This window comes from Pantoea sp. SGAir0430 (assembly GCF_043549295.1).
The window spans coordinates 278,878-299,518 of record NZ_CP039428.1 but is presented as its reverse complement, the minus strand read 5'-3'; the positions used below and the strand labels follow the sequence as shown (position 1 = coordinate 299,518).

Below are 20,641 nucleotides of genomic sequence, written 5' to 3'. Positions count from 1 at the left end.
ATTCAGCAGGAAAGAAAAACCGGTGGCGCGCGCGGACGATGGGTACCGCTGAAGCGGCGCGGCCGGGGTGCCACCAGCGGCGGCAGCGGTGGGGCGCGCGAGATCACCAGCATCAGCCAGATGAACGGGATAAACACCCACATCAACAGTGGAACATGCACCAGCAAATCGCAATAGCCGCAGGCAAATTCGCCGTCGTCCATGTTGTGATGCATCATGCCCGGCATCGCCATCTCCATCGGCATATCGTGATGGTGCATTGGCATGGCAGATGAAGGGCTGTGCGACGCCACGGGGTCAATGCGCGTTTGCCGCTCCAGCAGCGTTTTCGACACAATCGGCGCGACGAACAGCAGCAGCACCGCCACAATGGCGACGCAGGCGGTCAGGCGCTGGCGAAAGTGATAGGAAAACGTCATGGCAAATACTGAGTGCTTCAACAAATGAGGCCGAAGTGTAACGCGATTGCCGCACAAGGGTTAATAAAAGTGAGGCTGGGAGCGACAAAATTCGCACCTTTTGAAAAGGGTCACTTAACGTGGTGTGTTTGTTAACTTAATTGCAACCTGATGAGTACATTAGAGAAACACTATTTCTCATTGCTGAAGGATGAGTGGAGTCTGATGGCAAGAGCTGTCATTGCTCAGAATTTGTGGTCGCCATTAATGGCGACCCTACAAGGTATTTGCACTATTTGCACAGGGTGCGCATTGATCCGCACCGATATAAACAGGTCACTTGCAACTTTACTGCAGGGCTCACGTCATTTATTGCGGCCTGTAGGCAGTTGCACTATTTACACATGACGGCGCATTGATACGGACCGTTGTAATCAGGTCACTTTCAACTTAATTGCAAGGCATAACGGCATCGATCGCAATCAGCAAGGAATTACACGATTTTCGTAGGGTGCGCATTTATGCGCACCGATATAAACGGGCGGCTCATTGTTTAACTCTTTTCATTTACAGGGAAGACTCTCAGTATGAGCCGGGCCTTAAAATATCGATCGCCCCAGCCGCTCCGTGAGTTTCTCCAGCATGGCGGTGCCGGCCAGCGAGTTACCGGAATGATCGAGCGCCGGTGACCAGACGGCAATACTCATTTCACCGGGAATCACTGCGACAATCCCGCCGCCGACGCCGGATTTAGCCGGCATGCCCACGCGCCAGGCAAACTCACCGGCGCCGTCGTACATGCCGCTGGTCATCATCAGTGCGTTCACCTGCCGCGCCTGGCGTGCAGAGATCACCGCCCACTCATCATCCAGCGTGCGACCGTGATTGGCGAGATAGAGAAAAGTACGCGCCAGTTCGCTGCAGCTCATCGCCAGCGAGCAGTAGTGAAAGTAGGTTTCCATTACTTTACTGACATCATTATGGAAGTTGCCAAACGACTTCATCAGCCAGGCAATGGCGGCGTTACGCGCCGAGTGCTCATACTCTGAACGCGCGACCACACGGTCATACTGAATGTCCGGCTGCTGTGCCAGACGACGCACAAACTCGAGCATGCGCTGGCGCGGCGCGGTGAGTCGGCTTTCCAGCAAATCGCACATTACCAGCGCGCCGGCGTTAATGAATGGATTGCGCGGCTTTCCCTGTTCCAGTTCAAGCTGCACCAGAGAATTGAATGCCTGGCCGGATGGCTCTTTGCCCACGCGCTGCCAGATCTCGGCGTCCTCGTACAGCGTCAGCGCGACGGTAAGCGACAGGACTTTGGAGATGGACTGGATCGAGAAGCGCGTGCCTGCATCGCCGGCCTGGTAGCTGCGTCCATCGGCGGTGGCAATGGCGATGCCCAGTTGATCGGCATCCACGCCGGCCAGCGCCGGGATGTAATCTGCCACTTTGCCCTGACGGGTGAGGGGGCGTACGTCCGTGACAATCTCTTCAAGCAATGCATTACTGAGTTCCGACACCTTGTGGCTCCGGGGTGACTAATCCTGGCGCGATCATGGTGATTTGCCGTCGGCGCGTCAATCCACCGCGTAAAATTCTGTGAGCATGCTGCAGCAAGCCTGCACTGCATTGCGGATTTTCTGCCCGGTTTGTTGCGCCCGATCGCAACCCAGCCTGGCGCCCACGCCACATCGCGCGGCCTGAGGTAAAATTATGTTGCGAATGATTGAGTTACCGATCAGGTAATTTTGGTTATGCTAAGCCCAAACTCTTTCCGGCGCAGCCAATGCGCTCAACTGTTGTAATTGAGGATGACGATGTCTGCCTTACCTGATGCCACCGAGCCTGCCAACGCGATGCGCGCCGGGCGCTTTATGCTGCTGCAAAAACTGCTGCGACGCGATAAAACCCCGCTGGCATTGCTGCTGCTGGCCGCGCTGGTCGGTATCCTTACCGGGCTGGTGGGTGTGGCTTTCGATCGCGCGGTCAATTTTATTCTCCACCTGCGGATCGGCTGGCTGACAGAGCGTGCGGATAACCTGGCCATGGCGTTGCTGAGCGCGTTTTTTATTTCGGCGCTGCTGGGCGGCATCGGCTATTTTCTGGTGCGCCGCTTCGCGCCAGAGGCGGGAGGCTCGGGCATTCCGGAAATTGAGGGCGCGCTGGAAGAGCTGCGCCCGGTGCGCTGGTGGCGCGTGCTGCCGGTTAAATTTATCGGCGGCATGGGTGCGCTGGGCTCTGGCATGGTGCTGGGACGCGAAGGACCCACGGTGCAGATTGGCGGCAACATCGGTGGTATGTGCCTCGATCTGTTTCGCGTGCGCGATTCCGAATCGCGTCATACGCTGCTGGCGACCGGTGCCGCGGCGGGGCTTTCGGCGGCGTTCAACGCGCCGCTGGCCGGCATTTTGTTCATTATCGAAGAGATGCGCCCGCAGTTTCGCTATAGCCTGATATCGATAAAAGCGGTGTTTGTTGGCGTGATCATGTCGAGTATTGTCTTTCGCGTGCTCAACGGTAATGAAGCCATCATTAATATCGGTCAGCTGCGTGACGCGCCCACCGAGACGCTGTGGCTCTATCTGGTGCTGGGTGTGCTGTTTGGTGGCTGCGGCGTGGCGTTCAACCGGCTGATATTTCTCGCACAGGACCAGTTTCAGCGCCTGCATCTCGGACGTACCGGGCGCTGGGTGCTGTTCGGTAGCCTGCTGGCCGGACTGTGCGGCATGCTGGGTTTACTGCTGCCGCAGGCGGTGAGCGGCGGAACGACGCTGATTCCGGATTTCGCTACCGGACACTATGGCGCGCTGGCGCTGTTTGCTCTCTTCGCGCTGCGCACGCTGGTCACCATTTGCTGCTTCTCTTCAGGCGCGCCGGGCGGCATTTTTGCGCCCATGCTGACGCTGGGCACGCTGCTGGGCACCTGCTTTGGTCAGCTGAGCGCCGACTGGTTCCCGCATTATCAGCTGGAAGCCGCCACCTTTGCCGTCGCCGGGATGGGCGCGCTGTTCGCCGCCTCGGTGCGCGCGCCGCTTACCGGCATCGTGCTGGTGCTGGAGATGACCAATAACTATCAACTGATTCTGCCGATGATCATCACCTGCCTGGGCGCGACGCTGGCAGCGCAGTTCTTTGGTGGCAAACCGCTCTATTCTTCAATCCTGGCACGCACCCTGGCCAAAGCACAGCTCACTAACCGCGCCAGCGCCCGGACGGAATAGGGATTATCCCGGCTTATCGAAGCGCGACTCAAGCCGGGTGGAAAGATATCCCCTCACGCCCGGCTTTTAACCCATCGGATGCGCTGGCTGAGGCTCCAGAGCATCAGTGCGGCGAGGGCGATGCTGCCGAGCACGGCGAAAGCGACCTGATAAGACCAGGCGGCGGCGATGCTGCCGGTCAGTGCCGGACTGCATGCCGCGCCCACGCCCTGCATCAGCATGACGAAACTCTGGCCGGCATTGGTGTGTCCGCTGCCGTCAAGCACGCTGACGATGTAGCCCGGTACTGCCACGCCCAGCAGCCCGGCGGCCAGACCATCAAGAATCTGTACCGGTACCATCGCATAGGTGCCATCGAACAGGGAGGCGATGCCGGCACGCACCGGCAGCACCACCAGCGCGAGGGTTATCAGCAGCGGGAAACCGAGGCGGCTGGCGTTTCGGGCGGCGAATAGCGCCACGGGAATCATCACGCATTGCGAAATCACCACGGTTGCAGCGGTATAAACACCGGGGCTGAGCTGTCCGCTGTGCGTTGCCGCCGCGCGAATGCCCAGCATCGGCAACAGCGCGGCGTTGCCGAGGTGAAACAGCAGCAGCGTCAGGCCGGTAATCAGCAGCACCGGATTGCGCAGCAGGGCAGAGAAACCAGGAAGCTCTGCGGCCTGCTGTCGGGCACCGCCGCGCGCCGCGCGGTCATCGATCGCGTTACGCTGAATGGCGGCCACGGCAAAACATGCGCACAGTGCCATCGCGGTCATCAGGATAAAAACCGCATCGGTGCCCCACAGCCAGACCGCAAACCCGGCAAACAGCGCGGCAGTCATATTGCCGCCATGATTGAACGCCTCGTTTCTACCCATCTGCTGGCTGAACCCCTGAGAGCCGGTCAGGCCGAGGGTGACGCCGGTCAGTAACGGGGCAATAAGCGCGGCCGCGAGGCCGGTAACCACCTGCGAGCCAACCACCACTCCACCGTAAGGAAACCACCACAGCATCAGGGTGGCCAGCGTAATAAGCAGTGAGGCCAGAATCAGCAGCCCTTTTTTATGGTGCGTGGCATCGGTTGCCAGACCCGCCGGCAGCGTAGCCAGCAGACCGGCTAAACCGCCGGCAGTCATCGCCCAGCCAATATCATCCGCTCTCCAGCCATGCTCGGTAAGAAAGATCCCCAGGAAAGGGCCGAGTCCATCCCGCACGTCGGCCATGAAAAAATTGACCAGGCACAACGCCTGGAGAGACCGCAAAGCAGCGGGATGCGCTATCGGATTTGCATTCATGTTGTGATGAAGAAAGAGTGGAGGATGGTGACAAGCATAGAGCAGCAATGTGACATCGTAAATTAGCGCAGCGCGATTGGCGCACCGCTCGTACTGCGCTATACATCGTCCGCCGACTCACGGATAATTTGCTGTCTTACGCCCTTACAGAGATAAGCAATGCTGGAAAATCATCCGTCGCGTGACGCCATCAGGCTGGAGAATGTGCTGGCCGCGCTGGGCAATCCGATGCGCATGGCGGTCGTCGCGCTGCTGGCACAGGGGGAGGAGCGCAGCTGCGGTTCGCTGCTGCATGGCGTATCCAAATCAACCTTAACCCACCACTGGCGGGTACTGCGTGACAGCGGCGTAATCTGGCAAAAACCCTCTGGCCGCGAGAATCTGCTGTCACTGCGGCGCGACGATCTGGACGCGCGCTTTCCCGGTCTGCTTGATGCGCTGCTCAGCGCCGCCGCCGATGATGCCGCCACCCGAAGCGCGCTGCAGGCTTTTCAGCACGCGGAGTAGCGCCCTTTTCGCCGGAGCGGCTGCAATTGCAACAGCCTGGCGACAGCGGCTGCTGCATCCGCAACAGACATTCCTCATCCTCTCATTCAGTTAGCCCGCAAATCAGGCGTTTAATCTCTGCCAGGAACTGGCACGCTCACTGCATAGCCTCTTATAGCCAAAAGCATTAATGAAGATAATTTTCCGTTAGTCCAGCTATAAGAAGTCTCAGGAGAAACCTATGTCACAGGTAAAACCGCTGCAGTTTGCTTACTGGGTACCTAATGTTTCAGGTGGTTTAGTCATCAGTCAGATCGAGCAGCGCACGCGCTGGGACGCGGAGTACAACCGTGAACTGGCGAAAATCGCTGAACGCGCTGGCTTCGATTATGCCCTGACGCAGATTCGCTTCACCGCTGGCTATGGCGCTGATAATCAGCACGAATCAGTCACCTTCTCTCAGGATCTGCTGAGCCACACCACAAAACTCAAAGTGATTGCCGCGCTGCTGCCGGGGCCGTGGAACCCGACGCTGGCGGCGAAGCAGATCGCCACCATCAGCCATCTTTACGGTCCGCGCATCGCGGTGAACATTGTCAGCGGCTGGTTTCGCGGCGAGTTCAAAGCGATTGGTGAACCCTGGCTCGATCACGAAGAGCGCTATCTGCGTTCGGAAGAGTTCATTCGCTGCCTGCGCGGCATCTGGCGTGAAAGCAGCTTCAGCTTCGCCGGGGATTTTTATCGCTTCCGCGACTACGCGCTCAAGCCGAAACCACTCGATCCGCTACCGGAAATTTTCCAGGGCGGCAGCTCGCGCGCCGCGCGCGACATGGCGTCACGGGTGTCTGACTGGTACTTCACCAACGGCAACACGCCTCAGGGCGTACGGCAGCAGGTAGACGATATCCGCGCCAAAGCCGCCGTCAATCAGCACGCCGTTAAAATCGGCCTGAATGGTTTTGTCATCGCCCGCGAGAGCGAACAGGAAGCCCAGGCGGTGCTGCAGGAGATCATCGCCAAAGCCAATCCGGATGCAGTGAAAGGCTTCCAGCATGAGGTGAAAAATGCCGGCAGCGCGTCGCCGGAAGGCGAGGGCAACTGGGCCAAATCCTCCTTCGAGGATCTGGTGCAATACAACGACGGTTTCAAAACCAATCTGATTGGCACCCCGCAGCAAATTGCTGAGCGCATCATGGAGCAGAAACGCGCTGGCGTGGATTTACTGCTGCTGGCGTTTCTGCATTTCCATGAAGAGGTGGAGTTCTTTGGGCGTGAAGTTATCCCACGCGTGCGCGAACTGGAACGACAGGAGGCGCTTAACGCCGTCACGGTCTGAGGTCAGATAGCGCGGTCGCGTCCGGCCAGCAGCGCCATCGCCATTTGCAGCGCGCTTACCGCCAACAGCATCAGCAGCGGGAGCTGCCAGCTGCTGCTGACATCATGCAGCATGCCGAAGCACAGCGGTCCCAGCGCCGCCAGCCCGTAACCCACGCACTGCGCCATGCCGGAGAGTTTCGAGGCCTGGCGATGGTCCCGGGTGCGTAAATTAAACAGTGACAGGCTGATCAGCAGCGAGGCGCCCGCACCGAGGCCTGCCAGAATCAGCCACAACAGCGACCATGCGGGTGCCAGCAGCAGGCCGGTCACCGCGATGAAGATCGACAGCGAAGCCAGCAGCCCGATCAGACGCTGATCGCGCAGCTGCTTCAGCGCCCGCATACAGGCCAGATTGGAGGCGATCGCCACGATTTGATAGATGAACAACATGCCGCCCGCCTGCAGCTGACTGATGCCATTATCCTGTGCGAACGGGGTAAACCAGCCAATCAGGGTATAAAACAGCAGCGACTGGCTGGCCATGAACAGCGACACCTGCCAGCCAATCGCGGAACGCCACGGCGAACGCGTTACGGTGACCTCTGTCGCGCGCTGCGCATGCGTCACGGGATTTTTCAGCTGCGGCAGCCATGCCAGCAGCGCGATCAGCGCCGGAATCAGCCAGACCGCCAGCGACAGACGCCAGCCGGCGCTGCTGAGTTCGGCCAGCGGCACGGCCACGCCGGAAGCGATGCTGGCGGTGATGCCCATGGTCATGGCATACAGCCCGATATAACGTGCGGTGTGCGCGGTGTAATCCCGCTTAATCAGCGGCGGCAGCAGGACGTTGGCCGCCGCGATCCCGCTACTGAGAATCAGCGTACCCAGCCACAGTGCCGTTTCGCTGCCGCTGATTCGCAGCAGTGAACCCAGGACGATCAGGAGTAACGCCCCCCACAGACTGCGCTCCAGGCCAAAGCGATTGCCAAACCAGGCGGCTGGCGGTGCCAGCGTGGCGAACATCAGCAGCGGTAAAAAGTTAATCACGCCGGCAGCGCTGGCGCTCAGGCCAAATGTCAGGCGAATATTTTCCAGTACCGGCCCGGTGGCGGTGATGGGCGTGCGTAAGTTGGCGGCGGTGAGTAACAGCAGCAGCAGGAAAAAGCCGGAACGACGCAGGGCAGAATCAGCAGATAAAGCGGTATGGGTCATGTTTGCGCACCATAGAAATGAGGCAGAAAGTCTCTGCATATGGTGCGTTGATTGACGTTAACGCGTACGCAGCAGCCTGGACCGCTGAACAGCTGGCTATACTAGCCAGCTGTTAGAACGATGTAAAGCAGACCCACCCGGCCGCCATGCAGGATAACCTTCTTGCCGCTTTGCTTGTCTGACGGTGACAGCACGCATCTGTGACCTGGCTGGTATTTACGCTGCCGGTGCGTTTTTTTGCCGGGGACTTGCGCCTTTCGCTATCCACGTCCACCTTTATACTCTCACTCTTCGCAAATGGACCAATGATGCTCTGGTTATGGAATGCGCTTATCCTGCTGGCTACCGTGATACTGATGGAGATCGTCGCGGCGCTGTCGCATAAATACATTATGCATGGCTGGGGATGGGGCTGGCATTTGTCGCATCATGAACCGCATGAGAGCAAATTTGAGCTCAACGACCTGTATGCCGTGGTGTTTGCGCTGTTGTCGATTGGCCTGATTTGGCTGGGTGTCAACGGTGTCTGGCCGCTGCAGTGGATTGGCGCTGGCATGACGACTTATGGCGCGCTCTATTTTATGGTGCATGACGGCCTGGTCCATCAGCGCTGGCCGTTCCGCTACATTCCGCGTAAAGGTTATCTGAAGCGGTTGTATATGGCGCACCGCATGCATCATGCGGTGCGGGGACGGGAGGGCTGCGTTTCCTTTGGCTTTCTTTACGCCCCGCCGCTGCACAAGCTGCAGGCGACGCTGCGCCAGCGCCATGGGCGTCGTGTCAACGCGGACGCTGCCACAGACCGGCAGGACGCGCCTGGGGATGAGCAAGGCGCGAAGTAAGCGCGACGCCGGCACCTTTCACCAGCAGCGCCAGCTTTTCGCCTTTACTGGTACGCTGGCGCGCATCCCACGCCCGGGCACCGGCATGCTGCACTTTTACGCCAATTTCCCGATAGACGCCGCGCGCGGTGGCGATCGCCCACGCCGAACGGAGCGGCAGTCCGGGTAGCCCGCTGCGCGCTGACTGATAGTAAGGTTCAGCCTCGCGCACCAGACGCGCCGCCAGCGGGGCCAGCGCTGCGCGATGTTGCGGATCGGCAAGCTGAGCGGCGCTCAGTCCGGCCTCATCCAGCCAGCTTTGTGGCAGATAGCAACGGCCATTCTCCGCGTCCTCAACGATATCCCGTGCGATATTGGTCAGCTGAAACGCCAGACCCAAATCACAGGCGTGATCGAGTACGCGCTCATCACGTACGCCCATCACGCGCGCCATCATTAACCCCACCACGCCGGCCACGTGATAGCAGTAACGCAGCGTGTCCCCGAAACACGCGTAACGTTCTTCACGCGCATCCATCGCAAACCCTTCCAGATGATCAAACGCCAGCTGCTGGGGAAGCTGATGCGTCAGCGCCACTTCCTGAAAGGCACGAAACGCCGGTTCATCCATGTGGGCACCGCTGTAGGCGCGGCGGGTTTCGATTTGCAGGTGGCGCATCCGCGCCTGGGCATCCGCCACCGCGTGCTGCGTGCCGCCTTCGCCCAGCGTCTGACCATCTATCACATCGTCACAGTGACGACACCATGCGTACAGCATCAGCGTACTGCGGCGCGTTGGAGGATCAAACAGCCGGGTAGCGCTGGCGAAACTTTTGGAGCCCTGCGCCATGGTTTGGGTGACCTGCTCAATCAGCGGCGGTTGGTTCATCCGGTCAGATCCTCCACCATCAACTGGGCGGTCGCTTTCGCGGAGCCGATCACGCCTGGCACACCGGCACCGGGATGCGTGCCAGCCCCCACCAGATAAAGGTTAGTGATGTCGGCATCGCGGTTATGCGGCCGGAACCAGGCACTTTGCGTCAAAATGGGTTCGAGCGAAAACGCTGAGCCCTGATGCGCGTGCAGCGTGTCGCGAAAATCAAACGGCGTAAACATACGGTGTGTCACTAACTGCTGTCGCAGACCCGGCATATAGTGCTCCTCCAGATAAGCAAAAATGCGATCGCGCAAGCGCGGTCCTTCCTGTTGCCAGTCAATTGCGGCGGTACCGAGATGCGGCACCGGCGCCAGCACGTAAAAACTGCCGCAGCCTGCCGGTGCCAGCGACGGATCGCTGGAGCAGGGCGCGTGCAGATACAGCGAGAAATCTTCCGCCAGCTGGCTGCTATTGAAGATCTCATCGATCAATTCACGATAGCGCGGACCAAAGCACACGGTGTGGTGCGCCAGCTGCGGGTGGGCATGATTAAGACCAAAATAGAGAACAAACAGCGAGTTGCTCATCCGCTTGCGCTTCAGCGTCGCCGCGCGTTTACGCGCCGCAGGGTGCTGGCTCAACAGGCGATCGTAGGTATGCACCACGTCAGCATTTGACGCAACGGCGGCGGCGGCAAAACGGCGCCCATCCTTCAGCTGGACACCGCTGATGCGGTTACCCTCGGTCTCCAGCTGGCTGACTTCGGCGTTGAGCAGCAATTCACCGCCCAAATCGCGAAACAGTCGCGCCATGCCATCAACCAGCGCACCGGTACCGCCGCGCGGAAACCACACGCCCCATTCGCGCTCCAGTGCGTGAATTAAGGTATAGATCGAAGACGTTGCAAAAGGATTACCGCCGACCAGCAACGAGTGAAAGGAAAAAGCCTGGCGCAGATGATCGTCCTGAATAAATTTCGCCACCATGCTGTAGACACTGCGCCAGGCCTGCAGCCGACCCAGCTGTGGCCCGGCACGCAGCATGTCGCGGAAATGCAGAAAAGGCACGGTGCCAAGTTTCAGATAGCCCTCACGAAACACATCCTGTGAATAGGCCAGAAACTGGCGGTAACCGGCGACATCCTGCGGGTTAAAGGTGGCAATCTGCTGCTCGAGCTGTGTCTGGTTGTTGTCGTAGTCCAGCTGCCTGCCGTCTTCCCAGCACAGGCGATAAAACGGCGTCACCGGCATCAGGTCGACATAATCACTGAGTTGCTTGCCTGCCAGCGTAAACAGCGCCTCGATAGCGCTGGGATCGGTAATCACCGTCGGACCGGCATCAAAGGTAAAACCCAGATCCTGATAAACATAGGCGCGCCCGCCGGGCTTATCGCGCTGTTCCAGCAGCGTGACCGGCACGCCGGCCGCTTGCAGACGAATCGCCAGCGCCAGGCCACCGAAGCCTGCGCCAATCACATAGGTGCGTTTCATTATTTCTTCCCTGGTAACGGAGAGGTCATCATCAATGCGCGCAGCGCTTCGCCGAGAGGGACCGGCGGTTTGCCGCACAGAATGCGTGCTTTATCGCTGAGGCGCAGTTGCCCGGCGTAAAAGCGGCTAATCAATCCGGCGTCAAGCCGGTAAAAACGCTGCATTACGCGCCAGCGCTGTTCAGGCCGTCCGGCAAGAAACAGCATGCGATTTAACAGACGGAAAAAGCGCTGCTCGCGCCAGTGCTGACGGGCAAAGGATTCGATGCAGTGGCTCAGCGTGTGGGCATCGGCGGGCAGCGTGCTGGCAATCTTCTCCGCCAGCGCCACTGCCGCAGGCAGCGAGTAACCGGTGGTGGCGTGAAACAGTCCGGCGCGCAGCCCGCTGCACGGTTGTCCGTGCTGCTGTTGCCAGAACTGATCGATATCGCCGCTGAGCGTGATCGGCAGCGAGCCGTGCTCCTCGCGCAGCAGCTGGCGCAGATTCCAGCCGCGCTGGTGGGCATAGTCCGTGATGTGCCGGCGCGCCTGTGCGGCATCCAGCGTGGCATGGTTGATATAATGGGTATCTTCAATCAGTAGACGGCTGGCACTGAGCGGCAGGGTGTAAACAAAGCGATAACCCTGCTGCTGATCGACGCTGGCGTCCATCAATATTGGCTGCTGCAGGCCATGCGGCGCGGCCAGCTGCCACTCCTGACCGACAAATGCCTGATAGCCGAGCTGCAGATGCGGTGTCGGCTGCAGCCCGCGTCCGTCAATCACCGCCTGCGCCTGTAACATCCCGCCATCCGCCAGTCTGACCCCGGTGGGCGAGACCTCGCTGACCGGCGCTGCGGTGCGTAGCGCGGCACCGAGCACCTGCTGCAAGTGCCGGGCAAAATCCTCCGAGGCAATGGAGCAATATTCACCATCCATCTGGCGACGCAGGGTGGGGAAGCGTACCTGATAACCGGGCCAGCGCGCCGAAAGCAGCGGTTCGAGCCAGCGGAACTGCGCTTCGCTGACGTCTTCGCGATGGAACGACCAGGTATGATTGCCGGCCGGCTGCGCCTGACTCTCCAGCAGCAAAACCTTAAGTGCGGGCTGCAGCTGGCGTAAACGCAGCGCAATCAGCCCGTTAGCCAGGCCGGCACCGACCAGAATGACATCGTAAGGTGCGCGCATCAGGTGGCCTCCGCCAGCACGATTTGCTGCTGACACAGCGCCTGCTCGACAATATCCGCCGCGCGCGTACAGCCACCGGCCCGCTGCAGCTGCGCCTGAATGGCTGACATGCGCAGACGATAGCGATCGTCACTCAGCAACTGTTGCAGGTGGTGCTCCAGCTGCGCGACGCGGCTGAAACGTGAGGCGCGCCGGCCGACGCCGTGCCACTCAATACGTGCCGCCACGCCGGGCTGATCGAAGGCGATCGGCAGCGCCAGCATCGGCGTGCCACACTCCAGTGCTTCCAGCGCACTGTTCAGACCGGCGTGAGTGATAAACAGTTGCGCATGCTGCAGCGCCGCCCGCTGATCCACAAAATCGGTCACCCACGCAGCACCGGCCAGTCTGAGCTGATGTGCCTGGCTGGCGGTCAACCCGCCACAGTGTGCCACCACCAGCGACAGCTGCTGATTGCGGCAGGCCTGAGCCAGATGCAGAAACAGGCGAAAGCGATGCCCCTGTAGCGTGCCCAGCGAGGCATACACCACCGGCTGGCGCAGCGCTGGCCAGGGTGCGGCGAGCGCGCCGCTAGCAACTGGAGTCCGCAGCGGACCCACGCTGTGATAGCAGGCTGGCAGTTGCTGGCGTGGAAAATCAAAAGCGGGCACCAGCTGACTGATTTGCGCCAGCGGCGACAGACACTGATGTAAGCCATGGCGTTCGGGCAGGCCGAAGGCGCGCGCATGACGAGCGATGACAGCGCCATGACGACGCATGATGCGGTCGTAGATGTCACTGCTGGCCTGATAGCGCTGCAGCGCTTTCTCATCCTGAGCAAAGCGAAAGGGCATCACCGCCAGCGGAATGGCCGCTTCGCGATTGACCGGCAGCGCGCAGGCCACCGACACGAACGGCAGCTGTAACGCCTCTGCCACCAGACCACCCGCCGCTTCCATTTGATCGGCAATCACGCCATCGACCTGCAGCCGTTGCAGCACCGCGGGCAGTTCGCGGCATAGCATATCGGTGGTGCTGGCCAGATCGTGAATCACGCGAAACAGCGACAGCCCGCCCGGTGCGGCCAGCCGCCTGAGTTCGCTGGAGAGCGATCCGGCAGGATGCGTGCGCTCGCCGACGGCCACAAAGGCAATGCGCTCGTCGCTCAGCAAGGTGCGTGCATCACTTTGCTGGATAAAGGTGATGCGATGTCCGCGCGCCAGCAGCGTTTGCGCCAGCGCCTGCAATGCGTGAAAGTGGCTGTAGAGCGGTGGCGCAATAACGGCAAAATGCCCCATAGGTATGACCGGCTTCAGTTGAACATCGCCAGCTGTTGATTAAACAGGGCGTGCATATATTGACGGGTGGCGACACCGCGATGGCAGGCGCAGGCAAGGTGTGCATCGGCGCTGCTTAGATGGTCGCGCAGACGACGCTCAGCCCCTTCCGGGCCCAGCATCTGCACCAGAGTGGATTTGCCCTGATCCTGATGACAGTCCTTGCCGGTGTGCTTAGAGCCATCGGCCAGGTCGTCAAGTAACTGGAAAGCCTGACCTAAATCCTGCGCAAAATAGCTTAAACGCTGACGCACCTGCACTGACGCATCGGCCGCAATCGCCGCCATTTGCAGCGTGGCGCGAAACAGGACGCTGGTTTTCAGTTCGTTGGTCAGGGTGATGGCTTCCGGACTGCGGCTGTGTGCGCCGTCATGCAGATCCTGGAACTGACCCTGAACCAGTCCCTGCAGGCCCACGGCAGAGGAGAGCTCGGCAATGGCTTCGGCTTTGTGCGTTGCCGGCAGACCCGGCGCGAGTGCAATCACCTCAAAGGCGCGGCTGAGTAGCGCGACCGCTGCCAGGATCGCCACGTTTTCCCCATATTCACAGTGGATTGCCGGGCGCCCACGTCGCATCCGGGCGTTATCCATTGATGGAATGTCGTCAAGGATCAGTGATGCGGCGTGCACCATTTCGACCGCACAGGCAAGATCAAGGATACCCTGCTGCGCCACGTCACAGCCCATATCGCGTGCTGCCAGCAGCAGCAAGAGCGGACGAATACGTTTGCCCGGTGCCAGCGTGCCGGCACGCATCGCGGCCCGAACGCGATCGGCCTGCTGCCCGGCAGGCAATAAATGTTCAAGATGGGCCTGCAATGCGTGATGCAACTGAAGGAGATCGCTTTCCTGGCTTGCTGTGGTATCGACATGGGCGGTCATAGCGGCTTTCCATGGTTAGTTAAATTCTTGTGCTTTTTCAATTAACCGTAGACCCGGTAAGGGGAGTGCGCCAGCGAGCGAAGCGACTTTAACGCACCGTCAGGCTTTTTTTATTTATTGAATAATCTGAGAAGTAATTCCTATGACCCTCAGGCCAGTTTTCGCTGCGGTGACTGCTATGATGACGGGCAATCAGAGGAGACAGCTATGACGACGCAAAAAGTGGCGGTAATCGGTGCGGGTGTTATCGGCCTCGCCGTGGCGTGGGCGCTGGCGCGGCAGGGGGCGCAGGTGACCCTCTTTGACCGGCAACACATGGGCGCGGGCACCAGCAGCACCACATTTGCCTGGGTGAACTCCAACGGCAAACAGCCTGCCAGCTATCACCGCCTCAATGCGCTGGCGATGGAGGAGCATATCCGGCTGCAGCTGACGCAGACCAATGGCGTGCGCTGGCTGGAACCTTGTGGCACCTGGGAGTGGGCCGGCGCGGGTGAAGCCGAACAGCAACTGCAGCAGCGTGCCACCGCCTTGCAGGCCGCTGGCTATGCGGCACGGCAAAGGACGCTGGCCGAGCTGCAGCAGGAAATTCCTGAACTGCGCGCGTCTGCGGTGCACGGCAGCATCTGGCATTTTCCAACGGAATCGGTGCTCTATCCGGCGCTGTATCTGGCACGGCTGTGGTCAGAGGCGCAGGCGCACGGCGCGGTACTGCATCAGCATCAGGCGATTCAGCACATCAGTGAAAATGCGGAAGGCGTGACGGTGCAGCTGGAGCAGGGTGAGCAGTGGCAGGGTGATCGTCTGGTGCTGGCGACCGGACGCTGGGCCAATCAGCTGCTGCATACGCTTGGTCTGGAACTGGCGCTGATTGACACCAGCAAGCCTGATGCGGTGGCCTGCAGCTTTCTGGCGCGCACCGCACCGCAGCCGTTATCGCTTGGCACCAACCTGATTTCTCCGCAGCTGAACGTGCGACCGGACGGCGGCGGGCGGTTACTGTTACAGGCGCTGGACCTCGATCACCTGGCCGATCCGGGCGCGCCGCCGTCGACTCATAGTGCCATCGCCGATCAGTTTCGTGAGCGCTACCGTGCGCTGTTTGCCACGGCTGGTGCGTTGCAGATCGAGCAGATTGTCGTCGGGCAGCGGGCGCGTCCGGCTGATGGCTTGCCGGCACTGGGCTTTGTCACCCCGCATCAGCGCGTGTATGTCGCGGTGACGCACAGTGGCATCACGCTGTCACCGTTGATTGGCCGGCTGGTGGCGCAAGAGCTGATCGGCCACAGTCCCAGCGACCTGCTGAAAGAGTTCCGGCCACAACGGCTGATCGGCAAAACCGCCAGCGCGTTTGCACCGATTCAGCGAAACTTTCCGGCGGCACAGTGAGCGAAGCGATGGCGCAGACCACAGGGTAGCGGGTTGATTAATTTTTAACCTGAATTAAGGCGTAGGCTGATCGCGATCAAAAAAACATCTGCCGGGCTGCTCAACCATGGAAGGCGAAACATAAGCCAAATGGAGGTGAGTATGCGTACCACCCTGATGACGCTGCCGCAGATGGCGCATTACCTTGATATCCCCTGTACCACGCTGGCGCGTGCTATGTGTAATCGTGGCACGCTGGAAAAATTGCCGCTGCCGGCGGCGGTTGATGACAGCCTGCCGCTCTCCTCTCGCTGCTGGTCACGCGAAGAGGTCAGGCAGTTTCGCCATCGGCTCCAGCGCCGCCGCCATCAGCGCTAAGCGAATCCAGCCGGTTGTCCTGACCGGCTGAATATCAGGCAGCGACACCATTTGGCCGTGCAGCGACATGACCGGCCCACAGGCTGGCAACCCACTTCACGCCTTTCGCGGTGAATCGTGCCTGTGAAAAAGCATGCTGGTTTTCACCCATTCCGCTGCGCAGAGCAAAATAGCCAGCCTGCAGATGGTGCTGCTGTGGCGTCAGCGCACCTTTGTCACGGTACATAATGTTGCGCTCAAGCAGAAACTGCCGAAACTCCGGCTCTTTCACCTTGAGCATTTTGCACAGCTGGCGAAAACCCAGCGACTCATGCACATCAACAAAGCGATCAAAGAATTCTGCCTTTGGGGCCGTCAGCGCCAGTTGCTGTTCCGCCGCACGGCGTTGCTCAAACTGTTCTGCCCAGGCACGTGCCGCCTCCGCCGGATTGGTGAAGTCGGGCAGATGGGTGAATTTTTCCCGCTCCTGCCAGCGGTCCAGCAGTTCGGCGGTAAAGCCGGGGGAAAGACGAGCAACCGCCAGCAGCGAGTCACGTTTATTCAGCTGGAACTCCTGACGTGTCTCACCTTCATGCTCGTAATGATTCACCGTGACAGGCTGGGAAAGGCGCTGCGCGGTTTCCAGGCTTTTAATCAGGCGCTTCACTTCGCCATGCGTGATGCCGGTTATTCTGGCAATTTCACGGCTGCTCATCAGCAGAGTTGCGTTGAGAGCAGCAAGACTTTCCGTTGAGATCATCATCAGTATCACCTCTTACAAACGTGGAACAGTCCTTCAGACTGCTGGATAAGTATACAATATACTGTTTGCATATCCAGTATTATTTTTAGCCGTTACTGTAAGAAATGCCTCTCTGCGAGATATCGCACAAAGCGCAACTGCGCCGGACCCCGCTCTGCACCCGATACCGATACGCTTGCCTATTCGACTATTACTACCAGGCTTAAGCGATTCAGGTTAAATAAAGACAGCCTTTCGTTACGCTTATTTATGAGGAGCTGATTATGAAAGCGTTAACTTATCATGGCCCACATCGGGTGCGCGTTGAAACTGTTCCTGACCCGATTTTAGAGCAGCCGGACGACATTATTTTACGCGTCACCGCGACGGCAATTTGCGGCTCCGACTTACATCTTTATCGCGGGAAAATTCCCGGTACCGATCACGGTGATATATTTGGTCACGAATTTATGGGTGAAGTGGTGGAAGCGGGGAGTGAGGTTACCAACGTGAAAATTGGCGATCGCGTTGTGGTGCCCTTTGTTATTGCCTGTGGCGACTGTTTCTTTTGTCATCTGCATCAGTATGCGGCCTGTGAAAATACCAATAGCGGGCGCGGTGCTATTTTAAACAAGAAAAATATTACCTCGCCTGCAGCGTTATTTGGCTACAGCAAACTGTACGGCGGCGTGCCGGGCGGCCAGGCGGAATATGTCCGGGTGCCAAAAGCCAATGTCGGGCCGTTTAAAGTGCCGCTGGCGCTACCGGATGAGAAAGTGCTGTTTCTCTCCGATATCCTGCCCACCGCCTGGCAGGCAGTGCAAAATGCCGGGCTGGATAAAGGCTCCAGCGTCGCCATTTTTGGCGCCGGCCCGGTCGGGTTACTGAGCGCCGCCTGCGCGCGCCTGGTAGGGGCGGAAGAGATCTTTATGATTGACCACAACGCTTATCGACTGGAATTTGCCCGCCAGCGCTATGGGGTTACGCCGATCAATTTTGATGAAATCGACGATCCTGCTGGCTGGATCATTGATCATACCCAGGGCCACCGGGGCGTTGATGCGGTAATCGATGCGGTAGGTTTTGAAGCCAAGGGCAGCCTGACGGAAACGGTGATGAGTAATCTGAAGCTGGAGGGCAGCAGCGGGAAGGCGCTGCGGCAGTGTATTGCGGCGGTACGCCGTGGCGGTGTGGTCAGCGTGCCGGGCGTGTATGCCGGCTTTATCCACGGCTTCCTGTTTGGCGATGCATTCGATAAAGGACTGACGTTTAAAATGGGCCAGACGCATGTGCAGGCCTATTTACCGCGCCTGCTGTCGCTGATTGAGCAAGGGCTGCTGACGCCGGAAGAGATTGTGACGCACCATATGCCGCTGGAAGAGGCCGCGCGCGGCTATGAAATCTTTGAAAAACGTAAAGAGGATTGCCGTAAAGTGATTCTGGTGCCCGGTATGGCCAGTACCACGCCGGCGACCTGAGTGCTGACAGGCTGCCTGACGGCAGCCTGCTTCCGTGGCTTAACGCACGATATCTTCATCGCGGTCGTTGAGCTCGGGTAGTGCAATTTGCCGTGAGGGCGCGTTATCCAGCCGATCGCCATAATCAGCACTGACATCGGGCAGGCTGGTAAACTGGCCATCGACGAACAAAAAGCTCAGGTGTTTTTCCACCTCCGCCAGTAATTCGTCCACTTCCTGCTCTGTTTCTCCCCCGGCATCTTTACCATCCAGCTGCCAGCGATAACGATCACCCACTCTTTCCGCACCGCCAATATCAACGATATGGCCGTCGATATTTTCCACCAGTAAACGCTGACGGGAAAAATAGAGTAGATAGGGCATCCGATCGCGGTTGTTTTCTGACATAACATAACTCCTTCATGACGTTACCACGGTTAGCGCAGAAAATAATAGCGAAACGCAAATACTGCCCAATATACCGCGTTCAGACCTAAATAAGCCCAGCACCCCCAATAAGCCACAGGCTCGCGACGGGTGCGCAGTTTAGGTAAGAAAGCCAGTAAATAACCGGCTGCAGCAATAAGCGAAACGAAATAAAGTAGTTTCATGCGCTCTCCTGAATTTATTATCGTCTGATAAGCATAGTCAGGATAAATAAGGTTGGGGATAACGCAGGACATTCTTATCGGTGGCGATGACAAAGATAACGGACGTCAGCCAATCAGCGCTTTAGCTTTAGCGCGAATCTCACTCAGTTCTTCGGCGGTCACATGGCTTTTTTTCACCACTTTTCTGGCGCGCCAGTCGATGGAGGTGACCTGATCGGCCAGCGCCACACTATCACGGCTACCGGTAAGGGAAACTTCAAAAGGATAGCCTTTGACCTGGGTGGTACACGGGACGCACAACAACATGCCAACCTTGTTGTTATAGGCAAAGGGACTCAGCACAACCGCAGGACGATGGCCGCCCTGTTCATGGCCGAGGGTGGGATCAAAATCCAGCCAGATGAGATCGCCTGCATCGGGAACAAAACGTGACACCATCAGATTCTTTCCTTGCCCACTGAAGGTCCAAAATCAATTTTATCATGGACGTTATCGTCGGTGATCTCGTCCAGCAGAGCGTCCAGTGAATACACCTTTTCCCTAAGCGGCACAAGGATCAGCTTGCCATCTTCAACGCTGAGTTCCAGTTTATCGTCCACGCTAAGCGACGCGGATTGCATCACGCTGGACGGAATGCGAATCGAGGGACTGTTGCCCCATTTCTTTAAGGTGACGGTCGTCATAACAGGCCTCCGAAGAATGTGTATACATTGTATAGCCGTGATGATGTTGATACAACGTATAAACACCTTCAGCCTGACATGTTAAGAAAGCGGCAGGATTCAGCGCGCCGTTAACTGTTGCAGCGCCGCTGCGCTGGCGGCATCATCCGGCACATACACCAGCAGGCGGTCGCCGTTGCGTGACGCCGACCACCAGTTGTTCTGGCGCAGCGTCATTTCGCCCACTTCGGCACGGTAAAAGCGTTTCACGCGGTTTTCGACCTTGCCCAGTTCGTAGCGCTGCCAGGTGTGCGCGAACTCATCGGAACTGTTCAGCAATCGCGCCAGGAAGCTCTCCCAGTGCGGATCGCCCAGATGCTCGCCCATCTGACCGCGAAACATCGCCACCATCTGTGGCATCACTTCGTCCCAGTCGGTCATCACATTGCGCCAGCCGGCATGGTTGAACGCCAGCCAGATACAGTTGCGATCTTCCGGCGCGATCTGGGCTAAATCGACGCCCATCAGCGCACACCACGCCTGGTTATAGCCAAGGATATCGAAGCGCGGCGTTTCGATGATCGCCGGTAGCTGAATGGCATCCAGCATTTGCTGATTATGTCCGGCGAGTTTGCAGCAGGCAGCGGCGACGCGCGTCGATGGCAGGGTGTGTCCGGCCAGCGAAAACAGATGCTGTGTCTCAACATCATTGCATTGCAGGGCGCTGGCAATGGCCGTCAGCGTTTTGGTGGAGGCTTTGATATCGCGCCCCTGTTCCAGCCAGGTGTACCAGGTGACGCCGACATCCGCCAGCTGCGCTACCTCTTCACGGCGTAAACCCGGCGTGCGGCGCTGACGCATACGCGGTAAACCGAGGCGGTTAGGATCCAGGCTCTCACGGCGCGTACGTAAAAAAGTACCGAGTAATTTACGGTTGTTCAGCTCAGCGGGGGTAAGGGTTTGCGCGGTGCTCATC

22 protein-coding genes are annotated in these 20,641 nt (G+C 58.9%); 7 read left to right on the top strand and 15 right to left on the bottom strand.

What is annotated here, in order from left to right; translation table 11 throughout:
• Positions 1 to 2: 2 nt before the first annotated feature.
• Entirely contained in the window at positions 3 to 419 is a 417-nt protein-coding gene (locus tag E7738_RS20350) for a DUF2946 domain-containing protein (protein ID WP_262258337.1), read from the bottom strand.
• Between the two features lie 578 nt (positions 420 to 997).
• The gene (glsB, locus tag E7738_RS20345; RefSeq protein ID WP_222952208.1) at positions 998 to 1,921 is read right to left on the bottom strand and encodes a glutaminase B; all 924 of its coding nucleotides are present in this window, start codon (positions 1,919 to 1,921) and stop codon (positions 998 to 1,000) included.
• A gap of 297 nt (positions 1,922 to 2,218) precedes the next feature.
• Here glsB and clcA point away from each other — a divergent pair, with 297 nt between their 5' ends.
• Positions 2,219 to 3,622 carry a H(+)/Cl(-) exchange transporter ClcA gene (gene clcA / locus E7738_RS20340; RefSeq protein WP_081316036.1) on the top strand — a complete coding sequence of 468 codons (1,404 nt, stop codon included), beginning with the start codon at positions 2,219 to 2,221 and terminating at the stop codon, positions 3,620 to 3,622.
• A gap of 53 nt (positions 3,623 to 3,675) precedes the next feature.
• On the opposite strand, the gene E7738_RS20335 is transcribed toward clcA, so the two are convergent.
• Positions 3,676 to 4,830 carry an MFS transporter gene (locus E7738_RS20335; RefSeq protein WP_230201023.1) on the bottom strand — a complete coding sequence of 385 codons (1,155 nt, stop codon included), beginning with the start codon at positions 4,828 to 4,830 and terminating at the stop codon, positions 3,676 to 3,678.
• A gap of 231 nt (positions 4,831 to 5,061) precedes the next feature.
• Between E7738_RS20335 and E7738_RS20330 the strand changes: the two genes are divergently transcribed.
• Together E7738_RS20330 and sfnG are read left to right on the top strand one after the other, a co-directional pair.
• Entirely contained in the window at positions 5,062 to 5,409 is a 348-nt protein-coding gene (locus tag E7738_RS20330; RefSeq protein ID WP_262258336.1) for an ArsR/SmtB family transcription factor, read from the top strand.
• A 220-nt stretch (positions 5,410 to 5,629) separates the two neighbouring features.
• Positions 5,630 to 6,724, top strand: a complete 1,095-nt coding sequence (sfnG, locus tag E7738_RS20325; protein ID WP_021508881.1) for a dimethylsulfone monooxygenase SfnG — start codon at positions 5,630 to 5,632, stop codon at positions 6,722 to 6,724.
• A 2-nt stretch (positions 6,725 to 6,726) separates the two neighbouring features.
• On the opposite strand, the gene E7738_RS20320 is transcribed toward sfnG, so the two are convergent.
• Positions 6,727 to 7,917 (bottom strand): CynX/NimT family MFS transporter, encoded by a 1,191-nt coding sequence (locus tag E7738_RS20320; protein ID WP_262258335.1) that lies wholly within the window; start codon positions 7,915 to 7,917, stop codon positions 6,727 to 6,729.
• 308 nt (positions 7,918 to 8,225) lie between these two features.
• Between E7738_RS20320 and E7738_RS20315 the strand changes: the two genes are divergently transcribed.
• Positions 8,226 to 8,759, top strand: a complete 534-nt coding sequence (locus tag E7738_RS20315; RefSeq protein ID WP_022547228.1) for a sterol desaturase family protein — start codon at positions 8,226 to 8,228, stop codon at positions 8,757 to 8,759.
• Here E7738_RS20315 and crtB read toward each other — a convergent pair.
• Genes crtB through E7738_RS20290 form a run of 5 tightly spaced genes read right to left on the bottom strand, consistent with a single transcriptional unit; the run spans position 8,698 to position 14,468 of the window.
• A complete protein-coding gene (crtB, locus tag E7738_RS20310) occupies positions 8,698 to 9,627 on the bottom strand; it encodes a 15-cis-phytoene synthase CrtB (protein WP_059009308.1) in 930 nt (309 codons plus the stop codon). The two genes, E7738_RS20315 and crtB, sit on opposite strands and share 62 nt — an antisense overlap.
• Entirely contained in the window at positions 9,624 to 11,105 is a 1,482-nt protein-coding gene (locus tag E7738_RS20305) for a phytoene desaturase (protein ID WP_394516556.1), read from the bottom strand. The genes crtB and E7738_RS20305 overlap by 4 nt, the downstream gene beginning before the upstream one ends.
• The gene (crtY, locus tag E7738_RS20300; protein WP_058770349.1) at positions 11,105 to 12,271 is read right to left on the bottom strand and encodes a lycopene beta-cyclase CrtY; all 1,167 of its coding nucleotides are present in this window, start codon (positions 12,269 to 12,271) and stop codon (positions 11,105 to 11,107) included. Before crtY ends, E7738_RS20305 begins: the two co-directional genes overlap by 1 nt.
• Entirely contained in the window at positions 12,271 to 13,548 is a 1,278-nt protein-coding gene (locus E7738_RS20295; RefSeq protein ID WP_058758994.1) for a glycosyltransferase, read from the bottom strand. The genes crtY and E7738_RS20295 overlap by 1 nt, the downstream gene beginning before the upstream one ends.
• Before the next feature lie 14 nt (positions 13,549 to 13,562).
• The gene (locus tag E7738_RS20290) at positions 13,563 to 14,468 is read right to left on the bottom strand and encodes a polyprenyl synthetase family protein (RefSeq protein ID WP_022547229.1); all 906 of its coding nucleotides are present in this window, start codon (positions 14,466 to 14,468) and stop codon (positions 13,563 to 13,565) included.
• A 207-nt stretch (positions 14,469 to 14,675) separates the two neighbouring features.
• On the opposite strand from E7738_RS20290, the gene E7738_RS20285 reads away from it, so the two are divergent.
• Positions 14,676 to 15,857 carry an NAD(P)/FAD-dependent oxidoreductase gene (locus E7738_RS20285; RefSeq protein WP_262258333.1) on the top strand — a complete coding sequence of 394 codons (1,182 nt, stop codon included), beginning with the start codon at positions 14,676 to 14,678 and terminating at the stop codon, positions 15,855 to 15,857.
• 141 nt (positions 15,858 to 15,998) lie between these two features.
• Positions 15,999 to 16,214, top strand: a complete 216-nt coding sequence (locus E7738_RS20280; protein ID WP_021508891.1) for a hypothetical protein — start codon at positions 15,999 to 16,001, stop codon at positions 16,212 to 16,214.
• A 34-nt stretch (positions 16,215 to 16,248) separates the two neighbouring features.
• Here the strand turns inward: E7738_RS20280 and E7738_RS20275 are convergent, their stop codons facing one another.
• The gene (locus E7738_RS20275) at positions 16,249 to 16,956 is read right to left on the bottom strand and encodes a phage antirepressor KilAC domain-containing protein (RefSeq protein WP_021508892.1); all 708 of its coding nucleotides are present in this window, start codon (positions 16,954 to 16,956) and stop codon (positions 16,249 to 16,251) included.
• A 263-nt stretch (positions 16,957 to 17,219) separates the two neighbouring features.
• On the opposite strand from E7738_RS20275, the gene E7738_RS20270 reads away from it, so the two are divergent.
• Positions 17,220 to 18,413: a zinc-dependent alcohol dehydrogenase gene (locus E7738_RS20270; RefSeq protein ID WP_136545748.1), complete on the top strand. Its 1,194-nt coding sequence runs from the start codon at positions 17,220 to 17,222 to the stop codon at positions 18,411 to 18,413.
• 39 nt (positions 18,414 to 18,452) lie between these two features.
• Here the strand turns inward: E7738_RS20270 and E7738_RS20265 are convergent, their stop codons facing one another.
• The 5 genes from E7738_RS20265 to E7738_RS20245 all read right to left on the bottom strand — a co-directional run bounded on the left by E7738_RS20265 (position 18,453) and on the right by E7738_RS20245 (position 20,640).
• The gene (locus E7738_RS20265) at positions 18,453 to 18,800 is read right to left on the bottom strand and encodes a hypothetical protein (RefSeq protein WP_021508894.1); all 348 of its coding nucleotides are present in this window, start codon (positions 18,798 to 18,800) and stop codon (positions 18,453 to 18,455) included.
• A 29-nt stretch (positions 18,801 to 18,829) separates the two neighbouring features.
• On the bottom strand, positions 18,830 to 19,003 hold the full coding sequence (locus E7738_RS20260; RefSeq protein WP_021508895.1) for a hypothetical protein: 174 nt from the start codon (positions 19,001 to 19,003) through the stop codon (positions 18,830 to 18,832).
• A 105-nt stretch (positions 19,004 to 19,108) separates the two neighbouring features.
• Positions 19,109 to 19,441, bottom strand: coding sequence for an endoribonuclease MazF (gene mazF / locus E7738_RS20255; RefSeq protein WP_058770345.1), 333 nt, complete (start codon positions 19,439 to 19,441; stop codon positions 19,109 to 19,111).
• Positions 19,441 to 19,686, bottom strand: coding sequence for an AbrB/MazE/SpoVT family DNA-binding domain-containing protein (locus E7738_RS20250; protein WP_058770344.1), 246 nt, complete (start codon positions 19,684 to 19,686; stop codon positions 19,441 to 19,443). Before E7738_RS20250 ends, mazF begins: the two co-directional genes overlap by 1 nt.
• A gap of 99 nt (positions 19,687 to 19,785) precedes the next feature.
• Positions 19,786 to 20,640, bottom strand: coding sequence for a helix-turn-helix transcriptional regulator (locus tag E7738_RS20245; protein WP_058770343.1), 855 nt, complete (start codon positions 20,638 to 20,640; stop codon positions 19,786 to 19,788).
• Position 20,641 lies beyond the last annotated feature (1 nt).